Annotated in this window: 13 protein-coding genes and 1 tRNA gene; 7 read left to right on the top strand and 7 right to left on the bottom strand. The window is 57.0% G+C overall.

Annotation, left to right across the window (positions count from 1 at the left end):
- Window positions 1-6: 6 nt before the first annotated feature.
- Both R8377_RS07035 and metG read right to left on the bottom strand, forming a co-directional pair.
- Complete coding sequence (locus R8377_RS07035; RefSeq protein ID WP_317642792.1) at window positions 7-1,386, bottom strand: ABC transporter substrate-binding protein; 1,380 nt, start codon at window positions 1,384-1,386, stop codon at window positions 7-9.
- 409 nt (window positions 1,387-1,795) lie between these two features.
- A complete protein-coding gene (gene metG, locus R8377_RS07040; protein ID WP_317642793.1) occupies window positions 1,796-3,673 on the bottom strand; it encodes a methionine--tRNA ligase in 1,878 nt (625 codons plus the stop codon).
- Window positions 3,674-4,001: 328 nt separating this feature from the next.
- On the opposite strand from metG, the gene R8377_RS07045 reads away from it, so the two are divergent.
- Window positions 4,002-4,838 carry a hypothetical protein gene (locus R8377_RS07045; RefSeq protein ID WP_317642794.1) on the top strand — a complete coding sequence of 279 codons (837 nt, stop codon included), beginning with the start codon at window positions 4,002-4,004 and terminating at the stop codon, window positions 4,836-4,838.
- Window positions 4,838-5,236 (top strand): variant leucine-rich repeat-containing protein, encoded by a 399-nt coding sequence (locus R8377_RS07050; RefSeq protein WP_317642795.1) that lies wholly within the window; start codon window positions 4,838-4,840, stop codon window positions 5,234-5,236. The genes R8377_RS07045 and R8377_RS07050 overlap by 1 nt, the downstream gene beginning before the upstream one ends.
- A gap of 63 nt (window positions 5,237-5,299) precedes the next feature.
- On the opposite strand, the gene rsmI is transcribed toward R8377_RS07050, so the two are convergent.
- Window positions 5,300-6,289: a 16S rRNA (cytidine(1402)-2'-O)-methyltransferase gene (gene rsmI, locus R8377_RS07055; RefSeq protein WP_425604997.1), complete on the bottom strand. Its 990-nt coding sequence runs from the start codon at window positions 6,287-6,289 to the stop codon at window positions 5,300-5,302.
- A gap of 34 nt (window positions 6,290-6,323) precedes the next feature.
- Here rsmI and R8377_RS07060 point away from each other — a divergent pair, with 34 nt between their 5' ends.
- The 3 genes from R8377_RS07060 to R8377_RS07070 all read left to right on the top strand — a co-directional run bounded on the left by R8377_RS07060 (window position 6,324) and on the right by R8377_RS07070 (window position 9,018).
- Complete coding sequence (locus R8377_RS07060; protein WP_425604998.1) at window positions 6,324-7,994, top strand: dolichyl-phosphate-mannose--protein mannosyltransferase; 1,671 nt, start codon at window positions 6,324-6,326, stop codon at window positions 7,992-7,994.
- Window positions 7,995-8,160: 166 nt separating this feature from the next.
- Window positions 8,161-8,868: a VTT domain-containing protein gene (locus tag R8377_RS07065; RefSeq protein ID WP_317642796.1), complete on the top strand. Its 708-nt coding sequence runs from the start codon at window positions 8,161-8,163 to the stop codon at window positions 8,866-8,868.
- Between the two features lie 77 nt (window positions 8,869-8,945).
- Window positions 8,946-9,018 (top strand) — tRNA-Ala (locus R8377_RS07070).
- A gap of 623 nt (window positions 9,019-9,641) precedes the next feature.
- Here R8377_RS07070 and R8377_RS07075 read toward each other — a convergent pair.
- Window positions 9,642-10,433: a TrmH family RNA methyltransferase gene (locus R8377_RS07075; protein WP_317642797.1), complete on the bottom strand. Its 792-nt coding sequence runs from the start codon at window positions 10,431-10,433 to the stop codon at window positions 9,642-9,644.
- The gene (locus R8377_RS07080) at window positions 10,426-11,217 is read right to left on the bottom strand and encodes a type I phosphoribosyltransferase (RefSeq protein ID WP_317642798.1); all 792 of its coding nucleotides are present in this window, start codon (window positions 11,215-11,217) and stop codon (window positions 10,426-10,428) included. Before R8377_RS07080 ends, R8377_RS07075 begins: the two co-directional genes overlap by 8 nt.
- A 167-nt stretch (window positions 11,218-11,384) precedes the next feature.
- Between R8377_RS07080 and R8377_RS07085 the strand changes: the two genes are divergently transcribed.
- Window positions 11,385-12,425: a virulence RhuM family protein gene (locus R8377_RS07085; RefSeq protein WP_317642799.1), complete on the top strand. Its 1,041-nt coding sequence runs from the start codon at window positions 11,385-11,387 to the stop codon at window positions 12,423-12,425.
- Window positions 12,426-12,569: 144 nt separating this feature from the next.
- On the opposite strand, the gene R8377_RS07090 is transcribed toward R8377_RS07085, so the two are convergent.
- Entirely contained in the window at window positions 12,570-13,940 is a 1,371-nt protein-coding gene (locus tag R8377_RS07090) for a DNA recombination protein RmuC (protein WP_317642800.1), read from the bottom strand.
- Window positions 13,941-14,119: 179 nt separating this feature from the next.
- Between R8377_RS07090 and R8377_RS07095 the strand changes: the two genes are divergently transcribed.
- The gene (locus R8377_RS07095) at window positions 14,120-16,042 is read left to right on the top strand and encodes an HAD family hydrolase (RefSeq protein WP_317642801.1); all 1,923 of its coding nucleotides are present in this window, start codon (window positions 14,120-14,122) and stop codon (window positions 16,040-16,042) included.
- On the opposite strand, the gene clpB is transcribed toward R8377_RS07095, so the two are convergent.
- Window positions 15,960-18,722: an ATP-dependent chaperone ClpB gene (gene clpB / locus R8377_RS07100; RefSeq protein ID WP_317642802.1), complete on the bottom strand. Its 2,763-nt coding sequence runs from the start codon at window positions 18,720-18,722 to the stop codon at window positions 15,960-15,962. The two genes, R8377_RS07095 and clpB, sit on opposite strands and share 83 nt — an antisense overlap.
- Window positions 18,723-18,772: the final 50 nt, after the last annotated feature.

An 18,772-nucleotide genomic window follows, 5' to 3' on the forward strand; every position in this document is an offset into this window, starting at 1 on the left:
AGAGGCTTACTGCCCCTTGGGCCAAGACTGCTCGATTGCATCAAGCACTTCTTGCTCAGACTTGTCTTGCGCGAAGTAGGAGATCATCTGCTTCCAGAAGGAGCCGGAGCCCACTTCCGAAGGCATGAGGTCTGAAGCATCGAAGCGGAAGGTGGTGCCCTTGTCAGTCAGAGATGAGTACGCCAACTTGGACAGACCCTTGAGGTTATTGGTATCAATACCTGAATTGGGGGTGATGGCGCTCTTCTTGAACTTGACATAGCCATTTGCAAACTCAGGAGAAGCTAAGAAGGCTTGGAACTGCTGCACTTCTGGCCTATCCGAGAAGGCCATAGCGAAGTTGCCGCCGCCGAGCATGGACTTGGTGTCCTTATCTTTTCCGGGCATTTGGAAGGCCCAAGCATCGCCGTCAGGAGCTATCTTTATGTCAGGATTCGAGGAGTCGTAGTTGTTCTCATAGAAGAGGGCCATGTGCATCATATAGCTGGTGCCTTCAACCAAGGGATTGCCTGCATCCTGCCAAGCAGTGGAAGCAATAGACTGTACATCACCAAAGCCACCATTGACATAGGCAGCGTTCTTTACAATCTTGCCAATTTCCTTGAAAGCATTGAGAATCTGAGGATCGTTGAAGGGAATCTCGTGGGAAGCCCACTTGCTGTAAGTCTCACCACCCGCGAAGCGAATCACGGCATCTTCCAGCCAATCAGTACCTGGCCAACCGGAGTCAGCACCACCTTCAAGGCCCACCGACCAAGGCTTGGTATTAGGATCGTTCTTGGTATCTTGGGCGATTTTCTTGGTTAAATCCATCATCTCGTCCCAAGTTTGCGGAACTGTGTATCCCTTTTCCTTGAACTTCTTGGGCGAGTACCATACGAAGGACTTCACGTTGGCATCGAGCGGAATGGCTACGAGCTTGCCATCCACGCTCGAATAATCCTGCCAATCCTTGGAATAGTACTTAGTTACATTTTCTGCAGCGTCTTTTGGTACAGGCTTGACCTTGCCGGTGGCCGACATGGTTTTAATCATGCCAGGCTGAGAAACAGCTGCAATATCGGGAGCCGAACCGGCCTTGACCCTTACTGGTAGCTGGGAAGCCACATCGCGTGAGCCCTCGTGCTCGACCTTTGCACCGGTGCAGGATTCAAACTGGTTGAATACCTTGGTAATAGCATCTGCGTCTTGATCAATCCACAGGGTATATACCGAAATCTTTTTGCCACTCAAGTCGCCGTACTTTTTGTATGGAGAGCACTCGACCTTGCTGCTTTCGGAATCACTCTTGTTAGAACCGCCACTCGAACCGCAGCCAGCAACTCCTACGAGCGTAGCGATACTTACGGCCAGCGCTAGCCCTTTAGCCACTTTCCCCTTGTTCATAATTATCCACTCCATCGTGTTATTTTTCATTGCACTGAATTGTTTAGCGCGCCGATACGCACAGTGCAATCGTAACAAAAAGTTAGAGCTTGCGCAAACGCTTACTCTCTTCTCTCTATTGGTCTCTAGAAGCATTGAAAAGAGTGGAAAATGAGCAGTTCGTGGCTGCAACCTAGCCAATATGGTGGCATGGCCAGACTGTGTATACAAAAAGAAAAAGCCCGGCGAACAACACCGGGCTTTGAGAAGAGAGAGAAGAAGGTTCAATTATGGGGTTCCCGGGGAAGAACCTCACCAACCGTTCACCACCGGCCGGTAATACTTATATAACCACCCAATACTGGGCAACGCGGTAGAGCAAGCTCAAAGTTACCTCAAAGTTTTGTATCGACTCTGTGAAGGCTTGGGCTTACTCATGGACTTGGCCGGCCTTGAGTTTGGCTTGCTCAGCCTCGAAACGCGCTTGAGCCTTGGCCTTACGCTCGTCTAGCTCAGCTTGGAAGCGGTTCAACTCCTCTTCAACAGCTTCCGGGGGAATCTTGGCAAAAATAGGAGTCGGTTTAGGAACTACAGCCCCTTCTACAATGGGCTCGCTCTTCCAAGGATGCACCGTTTCGCCCAGCTGGTAGTCGCCGGTAATGGTGGGATAAGTAAAGCCGGGCTTATCTAAGTCCTCTACCTCTTCAATGCGAGGCAGGGGCGAGAAGGTGCCCGTGCCGCCGAGAGCCTCCCAGACCTTCTGCGCAGAGTGGGGCAGGAAGGGCGCGAGCAGGTGGTTGGCATCAGCAACCGCCTGGGCCGCCGTGTGCAAGACCGCAGCCAAACGCTCGGGGTCGTCCTTAATCTTCCAAGGCTCAGTAGCCGAGATGTACTTGTTGATATCGCCCACCAACGCCATAGCCTCGCCAAGCGCCGCCTTCTGCCGCTGGCGCTCAATCAGGCCACCAACCGTATCAAAAGCTGCCTGAGACAGCTCCAGCAGAGCCTTATCGCGCTCGTCGAGCTTAGCTGGATTCACCACCGGAATCTGGCCAAAGTTCTTGTTAATCAAATTGGCTACGCGGTTGACCAGATTGCCCCAAGCAGCAGCCAGCTCTTCGTTGTTGTGACGGGCAAACTCGGCCCAGGTGAAGTCTGCGTCGGAAGTCTCTGGGCCAGCCACGGAAATGTAGTATCGCACGGCGTCTACCGGGTAGCGGGCCAAGATGTCTTTCACATAAATCACGATGCCGCGCGAGGAGGAGAACTTCTTGCCCTCCATGGTCATGAACTCGCTGGCCACCACCTGCTCGGGCAGGTTGAGCTCGCCAAACTTGCCGGGCTCGCCGCCCTTAGAACCCTCGCCGTTGTAAGCCAGCAGCTCGGAGGGCCAAATCTGGGAGTGGAAGGTGATGTTGTCTTTGCCCATAAAGTAGTAGCCCAGCGATTCTGGGTCACTCCACCACTTGCGCCAAGCGTCCGGATCGCCCTGGCGGCGGGCCCACTCAATCGAGGCAGACAGGTAGCCGATAACCGCGTCGAACCACACGTAGAGCTTCTTGTTGGGATTGTCTATCCAACCAGCAACCGGCACCGGAATACCCCAGTCAATGTCTCGGGTAATGGCGCGCGGTTTTACCTCGCGGAAGAGGCCCAGCGAGAAGTTCAATACATTGGTACGCCAGTCTTTGCGGGTCTTGAGCCAGGCTTCGTTGGCCTCGGCCAGCGCGGGTAAGTCGAGGAAGAAGTGCTCGGTCTCCTCAAAGCGCGGAGTTTCGCCATTTATCTTGGAGCGAGGGTTAATCAGCTCGTCTGGGTCGAGTCCGTTGCCGCAGTTGTCGCACTGGTCGCCGCGAGCGCCGTCGTAACCGCAGATAGGGCAGGTGCCTTCAATATAGCGGTCGGGCAGGGTGCGGCCCGTGGATGGCGAAATTGCAACCTTTTGGGTGCCCTTGTAAATGTAGCCGTTTTCTAAGCACTGCTTGAAGAGCTCTTGAACCACCTGCTCGTGGTTGCCGGTCGTGGTGCGGGTAAAGAGATCGTAGCTCAAACCCAGCTCGCACAAGTCTTTGACGATGACCTTGTTATAACGGTCGGCAATCTCCTGTGCACCAATGCCTTCTGCCTCGGCCTCAACCAGAATGGGGGTGCCGTGCTCGTCGGTGCCGGAGACCATGAGGACTTCGTTGCCCTTCATGCGCTCGTAGCGGGCGAAGACGTCTGAGGGCACGCCGAAGCCTGCTACGTGGCCGATGTGACGGGGGCCGTTGGCGTAAGGCCAGGCTACAGAAACCAGTATTTTGCTCATACTGGTAGATTATCGGCCCTAGGGTACAAGGCGGGCGCTTTCCTTTACTGAGCGCAGCAGCGAGCGCGGGCTTGGACCGAGCCGGGTTGTAAAGGCGGACTGCGAGGGCGAGGGAGCGTTTTATTTGCTCACTTATGCACGCTCACTTGTCCACAAGCCGCAAAATGGGTTGACTTTATGCACAAATCTACTGTCCGGAATCACTTTCAGGTCGCTTTCAACACACTCTTATGCACCGCCAAGCTCACCGCGAGGGCAAACATCCACATCCGCCCCTTGCAGCAGCGCACGATTCGCCACCCCCTGTGCCCGCCTTTAGGCTCGAATCATGACTGATAGCAGACTCACCAGTAGCGCCGGCAGCCCCTCCGACGCAGGCACAGCCCTCCTCGAACGACCAGCAATCATGCAGCCCAGCGGCCCTACTCCTGCCACTGCTCAAACCTTCCGACCGCCCCTGCGAAGACCTCCCTCTCGCCCGGCCCGCCGCCATCCAAGCAAAGCCCGCAGTTCCGCTTGGAAGCAGGGCATACTTGAGGAGCAGGGCCAGCCTGACCAGGTCACCCGCCGTCAAATCGCCTCCCTGTCTAAGCCCAAACCCAGCGCCAGCGATTCCCTGCCCGATCTGGTGCTCCTGAGCAAACTACCCGGCCCCAACAGTATGCGCCTGCTGACTCAATACCGCCTCGTCGAGCCTCTCGACCCCAACGCCGCCTACCTGAGCGAGCGCGCCAGCGGTATTTTCGGCCGCGCCGCGATTGCTAAGCGCCTCATACCTTACGGCACCACTGCCTGCAACAGTTTGGCCTCTTGGGTGTGGTCGGGCGGCCTTTTCCCGCCTTACTTGGACGTAGTTTCTAGCTCCCACTTCCGCACTCCCATGTATAGCCACCCCTTGCGGGTTCACAACCGCAAGCTCCCCTTTGAGCACATGATGAAACTGGGTAGGCTCTGGACCACTTCACCCCTGCGCACGGCCTGCGATTTGGCTTGCGAGGAGCGCTCAGACGAAGACAATTCTGGCAAAGTAGCTTCCCTGCATACACTGATGGAGCAGTATCAAGTTAGCTCGAACGCCTGCCTGAACCTGCTGGCCGCCAATCCGCGCTGGCCCGGGCACAATTCGGGCATTGAAACCTTTAACCTTTTACGAAAGTTGGCATAATGAAGCTGTTTTCCAGCATGAAACGCGGCCGTCGAGCAGTCAAGAAAGTAGACAAACTCAAGCAATTACGGGAGGGCACTCAGGCCGGCGCTAATCCTAGCCAGCGCCCAGCTCAGAGGTCAAGCAGCGCTGGCAATACGGGCAATGCAGGCAATCCAAGCAGTGCAGCGCCCCCAGTGCCACCCCTACTGCTAACTCCCGCGCTTGCTTGCGACCCGGGAACACCGCCGGAAGTGCTCTGGCATATAGCCCGCGAGGTGCCCGAACTGCGGCGCTGGCTGCCGGCCAACCCTAAAGCGTCGCCCGAGATGCTTGAAACCATATCTCAACTGGGCGGCCCCGGCGTCAAGCAAGCGCTCACTATATTGTTAGAGTCGCTGGGAGGCAGCAGCAGATAGTTTTGCTGACTTTCTGCACTACTCACGCTTGCTGGAAGCCCCCGCTCAGCAGCGCTTACCCGCTTATGCGCCCTGCTGCTGCTCAAGCTCCAAAACTGCCGCATACACGGCCTTGCGCTTAGGAATCGAGCCGTCTGGCAGCGGATGCTCGGCCACTACCTGCCCAATGGCATCCTTAACCCGCAGACCTTGCTCTTGTGCGCGAGCGATGGATAATTGCGCCAGCGCTTGCGTCGAAAGCACCTCCGGACTGGCCTCAATCGCCTCCTGCGCCGAGGCTCCGGCTACCACGAGCACGAACTCACCCCGAGGCTCATTTTCATGGACAAAGTCATGTAATTCTTGCAGGCTGGATCGCTTCACTTCCTCATAAGTCTTGGTTAACTCCCGGCACATAGCCATCCGCCGCTCCGGGCCAAAAGCCTCCAGCAAGTCGTCCATAGAATCAGCCAAGCGCCGAGGCGACTCGTAAAAAACCATCGTGCGCTGCTCAGCCTTCAGTGAGCGCAAATATTGCCTGCGTTCAGACTGCTTGCGGGGCAGGAAACCTTCGTAGCAGAAGCGGTCCGTCGGCAGACCAGACAAGGCCAGAGCGTCGAGCACCGCACTCGGCCCGGGCGCGCAAGTTACCGGCAGGCCGCGCTCAATAGCCCGACGTACAATCGCCAGCCCGGGGTCGTTAATAGTAGGCATGCCTGCGTCGGAGACTACCAATACGCAAGCCCCCTGCTCCACTTGGTCTAGCAAATGGTCGGACTGCTTGCGCTCGTTGTGGTCGTGGTAAGCCACCACTCGCCCGCCCACGCGCACACCCAAGCGGTTAGCCAAATCGTAGAGCCTGCGGGTATCTTCGGCCGCAACAATGCTGGCTCCGGCAAGCAAATCACGCAAGCGCTGGGAGGCATCAGCCGTGTTGCCAATAGGCGTGGCCGCGAGCACCACCGTTCCGGCAGGCACCAAAGCGCTCGACGAAAGCGAAGCCGGGCCGCTTTCCGCAGCTAGTTCCTGCTGTTGTGACATGTCTTGTGTTGATTCCTGCTCTGCCTCACTCATAGCTCTAGTATCGCTTAACCTAGAGATGATGAGTATGGTGAAGCTAAGATCCTTGCAACATAGCTCCGGCCGGGCATTGGGAACCGCCAGGAGCCGTGTGCGCGCGCAGCTTGCCCGCCTGAGCCCCCGCGCGAAAGGCTGGCTCGGCTCCCTGCTTATGGCCGTGTTCGCCGCGATCCTGCGCTTCGCCCGCCTTGGCTCCCCGCGAGCTGTGGTTTTCGACGAAACCTATTACGTTAAAGACGCTTGGACCATGCTCATGACCGGCGAGCCGCGCGATTGGCCCGAAAAAGTGGGGGCCGCCAAAACTCCCATCGACCAACTGTTTGCCTCTGGCCAAACGGATTTGTGGCTTTCTAGCGCCGAATACGTGGTGCATCCGCCCATGGGCAAGTGGTGCATCGCCTTGGGTTTGAAGCTCTTCGGCGGCGCGGGCAACCCCTTCGCTTGGCGGGCTGCAACCGCTCTGGCGGGCACTATAGCCGTGCTCCTCTTATGCCGGGTGGCCTTGCGCCTCTTTAAGAACCTGCCCTTGGCCTTGGCAGCAGGCTTCCTCATGGCGGTCGACGGCCTGGGTATTTCCATGAGCCGCACGGGTTTACTCGACAATTTCATCATGATTTTTGCCCTAGCCGCCTTCGCCTGCCTGCTGGCCCACCGCGACTGGGCCCAAGAGCGCCTACGCAGCTCCTACCAGCAAGACATCCACTCGCGCGCCGCCAATTTTGCAGTCACTACCCGCCGCTTGGGCCGCAAACGAGGGCAGACCCGCCTCGTGCTCGACTCCTCCGGCCCCTTCATTGCCTGGTCTTGGTGGAGGCTGGCAGCCGCGGTATTGCTGGGTTTAGCTACCGGTACTAAATGGTCGGGCACATATTTCTTCGCAGTATTCGCCCTGATTTCCGTGCTCTGGGATGCTTACGAACGCCACGAAGCCGGCTACCGCGCCTGGCTCCTCGCCGCAGTGTTCAAAGACGGTCTGCCGGCCGCCGCTTACATGCTCCCCGCTTGGGCCGCGAGCTACATGGCCACTTGGCTTGGCTGGTTTATCCACCCCGATTCCTACCTGCGCAATTGGGCCGAGCGCAACCCGGGCGAGGGCCTGACTTGGCTGCCTGGAAGCCTGCGCTCCTTCGTGGAATACCACCAGCAAATGTGGCAATTCCACACCACCCTCGACTCGCCCCACCCCTACATGGCCAACCCGCTCACCTGGCCCCTGCAAATTCGCCCCACCTCCTTCTACTGGGAAAAACTGCCCGACCATCCGGGCTTGTGCAAGCTAGCGCCCGGCTCCTCTTGCATCGCTTCGGTCACCTCTTTGGGCAACCCGATTCTGTGGTGGCTGGGCTCAATCAGTCTCATATTGGGAATCATTATCGCTTGCATCTTCCGCCGCGGCGACTGGCGCTTCCTAGCCGTCGGAGCTGGTCTCTTGGCTGGCTGGCTGCCTTGGGCCCAATACCTACACCGCACCACCTTCACCTTCTACGCCATCGTCATCCTGCCATGGATGATTCTCGCTATCTGCTATCTGGCCGCCTGGCTCAAAGACAACATGGCCGCCCGCAGCTACCGCCGCACCTGCACCATCACCCTCAGCCTTATCGGCGCAGTCTCCCTCTTCTTCTACCCCATTTGGACCGCTATCCCTGTGCCGTACGGCTTCTGGCTAGTCCACATGTGGCTCCCCAGCTGGGTGTAGGGCCAGCCGCACCCCTCTTCTCGCGCCGCTTCTCGCAGCCCAATTGCGCCCGACTTGTGTGCCCTTCGCACGGGTCTGAGCACGCCTGCCCACTTCGCTGCCCGGCTTGCTATGGTTGATAGGGTTTGATGTGTCTGCGCTCGCTAGATGATGGGATTTGCCACCTATGGGCTTTATCAATTGGATTATCGGATTATTGAAGGATCCTCGCTCGGCCATTGCCTCTTGGATTGCTATGGGCCTAGTGCCAACGTACGCGTTTATTTTCCTGATTATCTTCGTCGAAACGGGCGTAGTGTTCATGCCCTTCCTGCCCGGCGATTCGCTGCTCTTCGCGGCAGGTGTCTTTGCCCACGATCCCAAGTCTGGCATGGGGCTCGATATTTTGCTGCCCATAGTGTGGATTGCGCCTATCTTGGGCGACCAGAGCAACTATTTCATCGGCCACTATTTCGGCCGTGCCATCATCCGCTCCGGCAAAGTCAAGGCCATGACTCCCGAGCGCGTGGCCAAAACCGAAGGCATGATTGAAAAATGGGGCCCGCTAGCTGTGTTCCTGGGCCGCTTCTTCCCCTTCATCCGTACCTTTATGCCCTTCATCTCCGGCATCTCGGGCATGCGCTGGTCTCGCTTCACGCCCTTCTCTATCTTGGGCGGCCTAGTCTGGTCTACGCTCTTCACCCTTTTGGGCTACTTCTTCGGTGGCATTCCGGCCGTGCAGGATCATTTCGAGCTCGTTATCGTGCTGATCCTGCTGGTTTCGGTCTTGCCCACCGTAATCGGCTTGTTCAAGGCCAAGTTTGGCAAAAAGAAGACGGCAGCCGAGGCCGAACCTACCCCGCTTGCAGCCGAGTCGGAGCAGAGCGAGCGCTAACCCTCCCCAAGTTTTGCGTTTGACCTGCGGTCGCGCTAAAGTAGCTAAGTTGCTCGGCTACGGTCGGGCAACGATTCGGGGCTGTAGCTCAGTTGGTAGAGCGCTTCGTTCGCATCGAAGAGGTCGGGGTTTCGACTACCCTCAGCTCCACAAACAGTATGTATAAACAAAAGGGCCGTCTTCATAATCATTCATGAAGACGGCCCTCAATAGTTTGTTGACGTTAAATCGCAATCAGGCTAAAACCTCAGAAAACGCGCATTATATGTAATAAGAGTCAATACTAAGAGTTCAGCTGAAGTAAAAATACGGGCGGATAGTTTTTGGCGGGTCACACATGTGTGAAGCTGGTAGCAGACACAGCAACATCACTTTCCAAAGTACCTCATCATCTGCCTAGGTTGCGAGTTTCCAGCCACTCACCAGCTCTAACGGCCAAAAGCTCGCGATACTTTCGCCAATTCGCGAACATTCGGCCACTTTTTCGCGTTTTATGGCACAAATTTCGCGACTTCTTGGCCGAAACGCGAATTTTCGGCCATTTTCGGGGTTTCAGTGGCCGAAAGTTCGCGACTTCCGGGAGCATAGTCCTCAAGCGGAACAGGGCCACCACTCATTGAAAAGTAACAGTTTGGACTTGTAGGCGACGGCTATCAGAGCTCAGCACAAGCCAATCGCCCGCCACAAGGCAAGCAAAAACAGACAACCCCAAAACCGAAGTTCGCCAGCGGCCAGTCACGCTCAAAAAGAGCCATAAAGCCAGATTCCAGCCCTCAACCCCGCAAGTGTTGGGCAACCCATGAATGCATAGCTACTGCGGCGGCGGCACCGGCGTTGATAGAGCGCACCGAGCCAAACTGCGAGATGTAGACCACCTCGTCGGCCAGGTCGAGCGCCTTCTCAGACAGCCCCGGCCCCTCCGCGCCAAAGAGCAGCAGGCAGCGATCCGGGAAGGTATAAGTCTCAATCGGCACTGCGCCGGGGATAATGTCTAAGGCGATGACCTTGGCTTGGGCGGCCACTTGGTTCATGGAGAGCAGGTAGTCGCGCTGGAGCGGGTCACTCGCATCTTGCGCTTGGAGAGCGAAGCTGTGGGCCTCGTGAATGCGCTCCTGCTTCCAAGCCGTAACCAGCGACTCGATGGAGGGATAGTGGTCTACGTGCTGGTAGAGCTCGGTCATAAGTGAACCCTTGCGGTTCCACTTGTGAGGCCCAACAATGTAGACGTGGCCCGCACCGAAAGCGTTGGCCGAGCGCACCATAGAGCCGATGTTGAAGTCGTGAGTCCAGTTTTCGACAGCCACCTCGAAGCCGTGGCGCCCGCGTATATCTAAGTCGATGCGGATGGCCTCCACCCGCCAGTAGCGGTAGCGGTCGAGTACGTTACGACGGTCGCCCTCGTCGAGGAGCTGGGGGTCGAGTCTGGGATCATAGTTGGGTGAGTCAGCATCGTCTGGCCTAGATTCGCCGGGGTGCTCCTGGGCCCAAGGACCTACTCCCACTTGGCGAAAGACCGGCTCGCCCGACTCCATAGCTGCCTGCGTAATCGGATTGGGCTTAGTCATGAGACTCACCCTCGCTAGTTGAAGCTGGAGCGAAGAGCTCCTCGTCGTAGGCGCAGATAAAGGGTAGGGTTTGCTCGGTGTTATCGATGGGGTCGATGACTTCGACCGCAGCGTGGAGCGCACCTTCGGACAAAGCTTGGGCTGCATTTGGGGCAGTTTGCTCTGCGGACTCAGCATCGGAATCAGACGCAGATTCGAAATCAGACGCAGACTTGCCGACGCCTCCCACTAGCGAGGCTATAGCTACGACGCTAGCGCCCTGACGGCTTACGATACCGCAATCCAAACTTAGCTCGTTTCCATTGCGCAAGGTGACTAGCGAAGAGGTTTGCACATAGGACTTTTCGCTCAGCCAAGCATCGAGCAAGATAACCCGCTTGCCTTCTATGGAAGGCCCCTTAATGCTGGGATAAACGAAGTCCATCACGAATGCGTCGAGGTCTTGCCCGCGCGAGGCAGCGGCGTGGAGCATAGCGCCGGCCAGCGGCACGGCAGCAGCAGTCAGCGCCCCGACTGCATCGAAGTCGTCGGTAGAGTAGCCCGCCTCTTCCAAAGTATCGAGCAATACATGCCCAGCTAGTTCAGCTCCCCGGTGGTCGAAGCTCACGCCCGCCAACTCAGCAAAAGCTCGCCCGTCAATCTCACGCGCTAGGAGCCCGCGCAGCTGCTCTCGCGGCTCCAGCATCTCCTGCCCGCCAGACGCGCGCTGCCCGCCCAGCTCCCCGCTTCCAGTCAAGCGAAAAGCTCGGTCGTCTGTATTCGTATCATCATGCTCAAAACCCATACTCCAAGCGTATCGCAGCAACGGACGAGGCACGCTATTTACCGCCAAATATCACAGCCGAAAGCGGTTCGAACTTGTATAATTATGCTTGAGGGACTGAGACTGCGCACAAGCTATTGAAACCAAAGGCTCCTCGATTGAGAGCTAGGGCCATACGAGGAGAAAAAATGAGCGATGACTTATCGGAGCAGCCGCAAGCCCGAGTAGTGTTGTACCAGCAGGACGGAAACAACGTACCGGCCCAAGTCACCTACTGGAACGAAACATTCTGGATGCCGCAAAAGAACATCGCTGGACTATTTGGCGTGAACGTGCCTGTCATCTCGAAACACTTGTCGAACATTTTTGCCGATGGTGAGCTTGACGAAAAGGCAACAGTTTCCAAAATGGAAATAGTTCAAAACGAAGGCAGCAGAACGGTTTCACGGCCTATCTCCTTCTACAATCTCGATGCTATCATCGCCGTGGGCTACCGAGTTAACAGCAAACAGGCCACCAAGTTCCGCCAGTGGGCCACGGCCACGCTCAAGGAGTACATCGTCAAGGGATTCGTGCTCAACGACGACATGCTCAAGAACGGCCGGCCTTTCGGCAAGGACTACTTCGACGAGCTGCTGAGTCGTGTCCGCGATATTCGTGCCAGCGAGAAACGCTTCTACGCGAAAATTTGCGAAGTCTTCCAAGAGATAAGCGTGGACTACGACAAAGATAGTCGCATCACCAAGGAGTTTTACATGGAAGTGCAAAACCGCTTCCACTTCGCAGCGACAGGCAAGACAGCACCGGAAATCATCGAAAGCCGCGCCGACGCGAATAAGCCTCACATGGGATTGACTACTTGGAAAGGCTCTCCGGAAGGCCGCATCCACTCCTCGGACGTGACAATTGCTAAAAACTACCTAGATGACAAGGAACTCGACCGGCTCAACCGTCTTTCCTCTGGCTTCCTAGACATGATTGAATCACGCATCGAAAACATGCAAACTACCACCATGGCCGAATGCGTCGAACTAGTAAACCAATACATAGGGCTAACAGGAGGGGCAATCCTCCAAGGCAAGGGCAGTAGGTCGCGGGCGCAGGCCGACCAGAAAGCAAGAGAAGAGTTGAAGAAATTCAACGATATAGACCCAGCCCAGCTCTCCGACTTCGAGCAAATGGTTCGCGGTATAAACAGTGCATCAACCGCCAAGAGCAAAGGTCTCTAAGACCAAAACAGACGCACCAAATACAGCTGGAAGCAGATTCCCATGTACTGAGCCCCGATAGCAACTCAACACCGACTCGATGATATGTATTGGCCAGGCGAAGTGTGCTCTGCGTTGTGGCAGCAAAGCACACTTGCTGGGGAATTAGAGGCTGAGGGTGGGGAGTTCTGAGTTGAACTCTGACTGAGTCTCGGGTGAGGTCAGCTCTTTGATGTCGGATTGGTCGGAGTCTAGGATTTCTACTGGGTCTATGACCTTGGAGGGGTCTAGATTTTGGAGTTTGCGGGCTGTGACTAGAACTCGCGATTCTAGGGTGGTGGCGAACTGGTTGTATGCCTTGACCGTGCGACTGATGGAAGAGCCGAGCTTGTTAGCCCTCTCGCCCAAAGTAACGAAACGCTCGTAGAGTTCACGGCTCAAGGTGAAGAGTCGCTTAGCGTCGTCGGTCAGACTCTGCTGCTGCCAGGCGTAAGCTACCGACTTTAAGACAGCCCACAATGTGACTGGCGAAGTCAAAGCTACCTTTTGCGCGAAAGCGTCGTCCATCAAAGAAGGATCTGCCTCCAAGGCAGCTTGCAGCAAGGACTCGCTGGGAATGAACGCAACTACGAAGTCTGGCGCAGTCTCGAAAGCGTTCCAGTATTCCTTGTCTGCCAAGGCTTTGACGTGGTCGCGCAGGGCCTTCGCGTGAGACTTGAGCAGCTCCTGCTTGCGGGCCAATTCCTCTTCGGAGGCGGTCTCTGGAATATCGCAGGCACGCTGATAATCAGAGAATGGTGCCTTGGCATCGATAGGAATGGTCTTGCCACCAGGCAGGTGCACCACCATGTCTGGCCGCAGTACCCGCCCGTCGGAAGCGGTTACAACCACCTGAGTGTCAAAGTCAACATGCTCCAAAAGCCCCGCAGATTCGACGATATTTTTGAGCTGAGCCTCGCCCCAAGCACCGCGGACCTTGTTGTTGCGCAGGGCAGAAGCTAGGGAACTTGTCTCCTTATCCAAACGGCCCTGCTGCTCGCCCAAACTCTTCAACTGCTGGCCGAGAGCGCCCATCTCTTGCTTGCGACCCTCTTCAATCTGAGAGACCTTATGTTGTAAAGCATCTAAGTTCTTCTGAACCGGAGCCAAAGCGCTGAGCACCTTACTCTGCTCTTGCAAGGCCTTGGCCTGCTCTTGGCGCTTTTCTTCCTCGCGCTGCTGAGCCAATTCGCGCTCCCGTGCCAAGCGCACCTGCTCAGCCTGCTGGGCTTGAGCCAGCTGCGACTTCACAAATGAGAGCTGCTCACTAGCCCCCTCGAACTGGGCCCGATACTGAGCCACCCGCTCATGAGCCTGCGCCATTTGAGCCCGCAGGTCTGCCACCTGAGCGTCGGCTTCTTGATTAGCCCGATTTTGCGCATCTCTCAAGGCTTCGCGCCCACGAACTTGACCCATACGAAGGCCCACAAAACCGCCAATCGCCAGGGCACAGATGACCGCGAGGAGCAGGATAATCATAGATAAAGCGTCGAACATATGTTCTAGTCAACCACACGAGCTGGACTCGGTAACAGTCAGCAATTCGCACGTTCCGCGAATGAATGAATACAAATCGTGCGCGCAGGCCAAAAATAGGAGACAATAGAAAGGAAGGAATCTAATATGACTCAGCGGGGCAACCTGCCCAGTTGTTTGCGCTGCCTTGAGGAGGCCCTGTGGGAATTGACATCTTTCTGGCGGTAGGTGACATCCTCGTAGCCGCCGCGCTCACATGGTTCATCGTATGGTATTTCCTCTTGCCTACTCTGCGCAAGGAGGAGCCCGATAGTCCAGACAGCGAGCGTTCTGCTTCAACAACCAACAAGCAAAACCCCATCACCTACCAAGCCGACAGCTCAGATTCTGCGGCCAATCTCGGTAGCAATAACAGCGAGCAAGAAGCCAGTCCACGAGAGCGGTCAACAGCCCTGCAAGCCCAACGCCAGCACAGCCGCCGACTCACTCTCATCGCAGCAATCCTGAGCGCGCCCGTCTTAATCGTCGATGTGTGCGCCAGGCTAGCCCCCGATTTCCTCCCCACTTGGCTCACCAGTCCTTGGATCCAAGCCATTCTCATAACACCTGCCGTTTTTTACTGCGGCCGCCCCATTTATGCAGACAGCTGGAATCGACTGAAAGCCCACCAGACCAGCATAGGCACCCTGGTTACCATCGCTGTGGCCCTCGCATACGCATACAGCCTGGCTGCCTGCGCCTTCCCCAGCCTCTTGCCCGAAGGCTCCCGCCAGCCCTACTTCGACGTTATCGGCGTTATTACCACGCTCGCACTGTTTGCGCAGACGAGCGAGCAGAGCGCCCGGCTCACCATTTTTTCCGGCCGCATAGAAAACGATGGCAGCAGCAATGCACACAATGTCAACACTGCAGGGAGCTTGGCTCAGCTGATTACCCGCGCCGTTTTTACCCCTTCATCTGCCCAGCGCCAGGTCGACATGCTGATAGCTAGGGCTGAGCCGGTGGTGATGATTGTGGCTGTCTGGACTTTTATGCTTTGGCTGCTCGTGGGGCCTCAACCCCGGCTGGCGCATGCCGTGGCCAACGCTGCTAGCGTTCTCATTATCGCCTGCCCCACAGCCCTCGCTCTCGCCATCCCGCTCGCCTTCCGGGCCGCTTTGAGCGCTGGTCTCAATCACGGCATGCTCTTCACTTCGCCGCGAGCGATGGGCCACTTAGCCGACACCACGAGCGTAACTATCGACGAATCACTACTCAAAGCCAGCAATAATGCCGACGCCAACGAAAGCACCTGCGTCCAGTTAGCGCGGACCAGCACCCACCTACGCGCCATGAGCATAACGAGCATAGTTCTAGAATCCAGCAATGGTGGCGACAGCGTCGAGCAGTCAGCCCGACGGGCAGGTGTCGATTTCCTGCTGACCGGTGTCGACAGCGAGCGCAAAGCACGCTGGGTGGAGCGCTTTATCTACGATTTGCATCAGGCCGTGGGCATGGAAGCAAGCCAAAAGCCCATACAAGAGAACGCATCGGGCTTGGTTGCATTCGCCTCTTACCAGGGAGCGGAAGCGCAGGCCCAGTCCACAGCACAGGTTCACATCGATATAAGCGATGCGGCTCAAGCCCTTACCAGCGGCCCCGAAACCATTACACAAGAGCAAACCAGCGATTGGGGCAGCCGGGATTTGGTGCTCCAGACCGGAAATATTGACGGCATTGGTCAAGCAATTGAGTTAGCCCGCGCAGCCAAGCGCACCATCAATCAGAATCTGAGCTGGGGATACGTTTACAACATTGTGGCCATTGCTCTAGCAACTGGCTTGACCTATCCGCTCTTTGGGTGGATGCTCAACCCAATTATCGCTCCTGTTGCAACGGCCATGGCTACGATTATTTCGATGCTCAACATTCGCCGCCTCAAGCAGCACAAGAGGCTGCGCAAGCATTGGAATACTCTCTCGCTCGCGCAGCCCGAAGAGCTGCCCACTTTGGCAGCCCACCGCCCACAAGTGATTGCAGACGGTGGTCACCAATTCGCGGTCAGTCCTGAGACCCAGACGGATTCTGCAACCCAAAAGGCTGAGAACCTTGGTCGCCCTGACCTACCTGACCAGACTCGCTAGCAGAGTCTCCATCGATTGACACATCGTCAACCAACTTGTCGGTAGGCCAAGCGGTGAGTTCCAAGTGCTCGCCGCCGGTCTGGTCCACTAGAACCGTGTCGCCGTCGTGAACACTGCCAGCTAGGAGCATGCGCGCCAGCTGATCGCCCACTTCGGTTTGTACCAAGCGGCGCAAGGGGCGGGCACCGTAGGCCGGATCGTAGCCCATATTGGCCAACCATTCGCGGGCCGAGTCGGTCACGTCGAGCGTGATACGGCGGTCGGTTAGGCGACCAGCCACCTGCTTGACTTGGATATCAACAATACTGCCCAGCTCCTCGCGGGTGAGCGGCTGGAAGATAATCAAATCATCCAAGCGGTTCAAAAACTCGGGCTTGAAGGAGGCGTGAACCGTGTCCATAACGGCCTTGCGCTTAGCTTCCTCATCCATCTCGTCGTTCACTAAGAACTGCGAGCCCAAGTTCGAGGTCATAATCAGAATCGTGTTCTTAAAGTCCACGGTCCTGCCTTGACCGTCGGTCAACCGCCCGTCGTCAAGCACCTGCAAGAGAATGTCAAACACTTCCGGATTGGCCTTCTCAACCTCGTCAAAGAGCACCACAGAGTAGGGCCTGCGCCGCACAGCCTCGGTGAGCTGACCGCCCTCTTCGTAGCCGACGTAGCCGGGAGCTGCGCCGATGAGCCGCGAAACCGAAGCCTTCTCCATGTATTCTGACATGTCGATGCGGACCATGGCCTTCTCGTCGTCAAAGAGGAAGTCAGCCAATGCCTTAGCAAGCTCAGTCTTACCAACGCCGGTGGGCCCTAAGAACATGAAGGAGCCTGTGGGTCTGTCGGGGTCTGAGATGCCTGCACGCGAGCGCCGGACCGCGTCCGAAACCGCGCGAATGGCTTCCTTCTGCCCAATCACCCGCTGGCCTAAGTAGGCTTCCATGTTGAGGAGCTTCTCGTTTTCACCCTGCATGAGGCGGCCGACGGGAATACCAGTCCAGTCAGAGACAATTTCTGCCACTGAATCGGCATCCACATGGTCGGGCACCATCGGCTCTTGCGCGGAGCCAACTGCCGGATTTGCACCTTGCGCTGCCCCGCTCGGCTCAGAACCTTCCGAAGCCTTGTCAGCCTCGTTTTCCGCCTCAGCCAATTGCTTACGAATCGTTGGAATCTCTCCGTAGAGAATGCGCGAAGCCTTCTCCAAGTCTCCCTCGCGGGTGGCTTTATCAGCTTCAACTCGCTTGGCATCCAACTGGGCACGCAGGTCGCCGACCTTGTTGTGACCGGCCTTCTCCTGATCCCAGCGGGCCTTGAGTCCGCTCAACTTCTCGCGCGTATCAGCCAGCTCTGCTTGCAACTTGCTCAGTCGGTCCTGCGAGGCGGGATCGTCTGCCTTCTTGAGCTGCATTTCTTCCATTTCAAGGCGGGTGACCTTGCGCTGCAATTCGTCGATTTCCTCGGGCTGCGAGTCTAGTTCCATACGCAGGTGGGCCGCTGCTTCGTCGACTAAGTCAATGGCCTTATCTGGCAGCTGCCGACCGGTAATGTAACGGTTGGAGAGGGTGGCCGCAGCCACGAGTGCATCATCGCCGATAGTTACCTTATGGTGGGCTTCGTAGCGCTGCTTCAAGCCGCGTAGGATAGCTACAGTATCCTCAACTGAGGGCTCCCCCACAAACACTTGCTGGAAGCGCCGCTCAAGGGCCGGATCCTTCTCGATATTTTCGCGATACTCATCCAAGGTGGTAGCGCCAATGAGCCGCAGTTCACCGCGAGCCAGCATGGGCTTAAGCATATTACCCGCGTCCATCGAGCCCTCGGAAGCGCCCGCACCAACTATCGTATGAATCTCATCAATGAAGGTGATAATCTGCCCGTTTGCCGACTTAATCTCGTTCAAGACTGCCTTCAGGCGCTCCTCGAACTCGCCACGATACTTAGATCCAGCCACCATCGACGACAGGTCTAGCGAAATGAGCTTCTTGCCCTCCAAGCCAGCGGGCACATCTCCCGCCACAATGCGCTGGGCCAGGCCTTCTACCACGGCCGTTTTACCCACGCCAGGCTCGCCAATCAAGACCGGATTGTTCTTGGTGCGCCGCGAAAGAATCTGGATAACCCTACGAATTTCGCCGTCGCGCCCTATTACCGGGTCGAGTTTGCCGTCCTTGGCCCGAGCAGTCAAGTCGGTAGAATACTTCTCCAGAGCCTTATATGTGCCCTCAGCGTCGGGGCTCGTGACTTTCGCCCCTCCGCGCACTTGCGGCGTGGCCTTGCGCAAGGCATCGGCAGTAGCGCCGGCCTGTTTCAAGATGCTGGCCGCCTGCGAATCCACATCTGCAATGGCAATGAGCAAGTGCTCGGTTGAGACGTATTCATCGCCCATCTGACGCATTTCCTGCTCGGCCCGCGATAGCACCTGGCTGAGTTGACGGCTGGCCGAGGGTTGCGCTGCGCTCGAACCCGAAGCCGAGGGCAGGGCCACTAAAGCATTGCGCACGCCAGCACTTATGGCCTGCGGGTCCGCTCCAGCTGCCTGCAACAAGCCCGGCACCACGCCCGACTGCTGGCGAAGCAACGAGTCCAACAAATGCAGGGTATCAACCTGCGGATTGCCTGCCGCCGATGCGGATTGAATAGCGTCTCCCAAAGCCTCTTGAGCCATGGTTGTAAAGTTCTGTTCCATGCTTCCTCCACTCTCTGAGCCCCGCATTCCTTGTAAACACAGGGCTTTCT

This window comes from Bombiscardovia apis (assembly GCF_033095945.1).
GTDB lineage: Bacteria > Actinomycetota > Actinomycetes > Actinomycetales > Bifidobacteriaceae > Bombiscardovia > Bombiscardovia apis.

Coding starts and splice junctions, on each gene's coding strand:
- R8377_RS07050 (WP_317642795.1), top strand. CDS start 4,838: ATGAAGCTGTTTTCCAGCATGAAACGCGGCCGTCGAGCAGTCAAGAAA.
- clpB (WP_317642802.1), bottom strand. CDS start 18,722: ATGGAACAGAACTTTACAACCATGGCTCAAGAGGCTTTGGGAGACGCT.
- R8377_RS07080 (WP_317642798.1), bottom strand. CDS start 11,217: ATGGGTTTTGAGCATGATGATACGAATACAGACGACCGAGCTTTTCGC.
- R8377_RS07045 (WP_317642794.1), top strand. CDS start 4,002: ATGACTGATAGCAGACTCACCAGTAGCGCCGGCAGCCCCTCCGACGCA.
- R8377_RS07075 (WP_317642797.1), bottom strand. CDS start 10,433: ATGACTAAGCCCAATCCGATTACGCAGGCAGCTATGGAGTCGGGCGAG.
- metG (WP_317642793.1), bottom strand. CDS start 3,673: ATGAGCAAAATACTGGTTTCTGTAGCCTGGCCTTACGCCAACGGCCCC.
- R8377_RS07035 (WP_317642792.1), bottom strand. CDS start 1,386: ATGAACAAGGGGAAAGTGGCTAAAGGGCTAGCGCTGGCCGTAAGTATC.
- R8377_RS07065 (WP_317642796.1), top strand. CDS start 8,161: ATGGGCTTTATCAATTGGATTATCGGATTATTGAAGGATCCTCGCTCG.
- R8377_RS07060 (WP_425604998.1), top strand. CDS start 6,324: ATGGTGAAGCTAAGATCCTTGCAACATAGCTCCGGCCGGGCATTGGGA.
- rsmI (WP_425604997.1), bottom strand. CDS start 6,289: ATGAGTGAGGCAGAGCAGGAATCAACACAAGACATGTCACAACAGCAG.
- R8377_RS07090 (WP_317642800.1), bottom strand. CDS start 13,940: ATGTTCGACGCTTTATCTATGATTATCCTGCTCCTCGCGGTCATCTGT.
- R8377_RS07085 (WP_317642799.1), top strand. CDS start 11,385: ATGAGCGATGACTTATCGGAGCAGCCGCAAGCCCGAGTAGTGTTGTAC.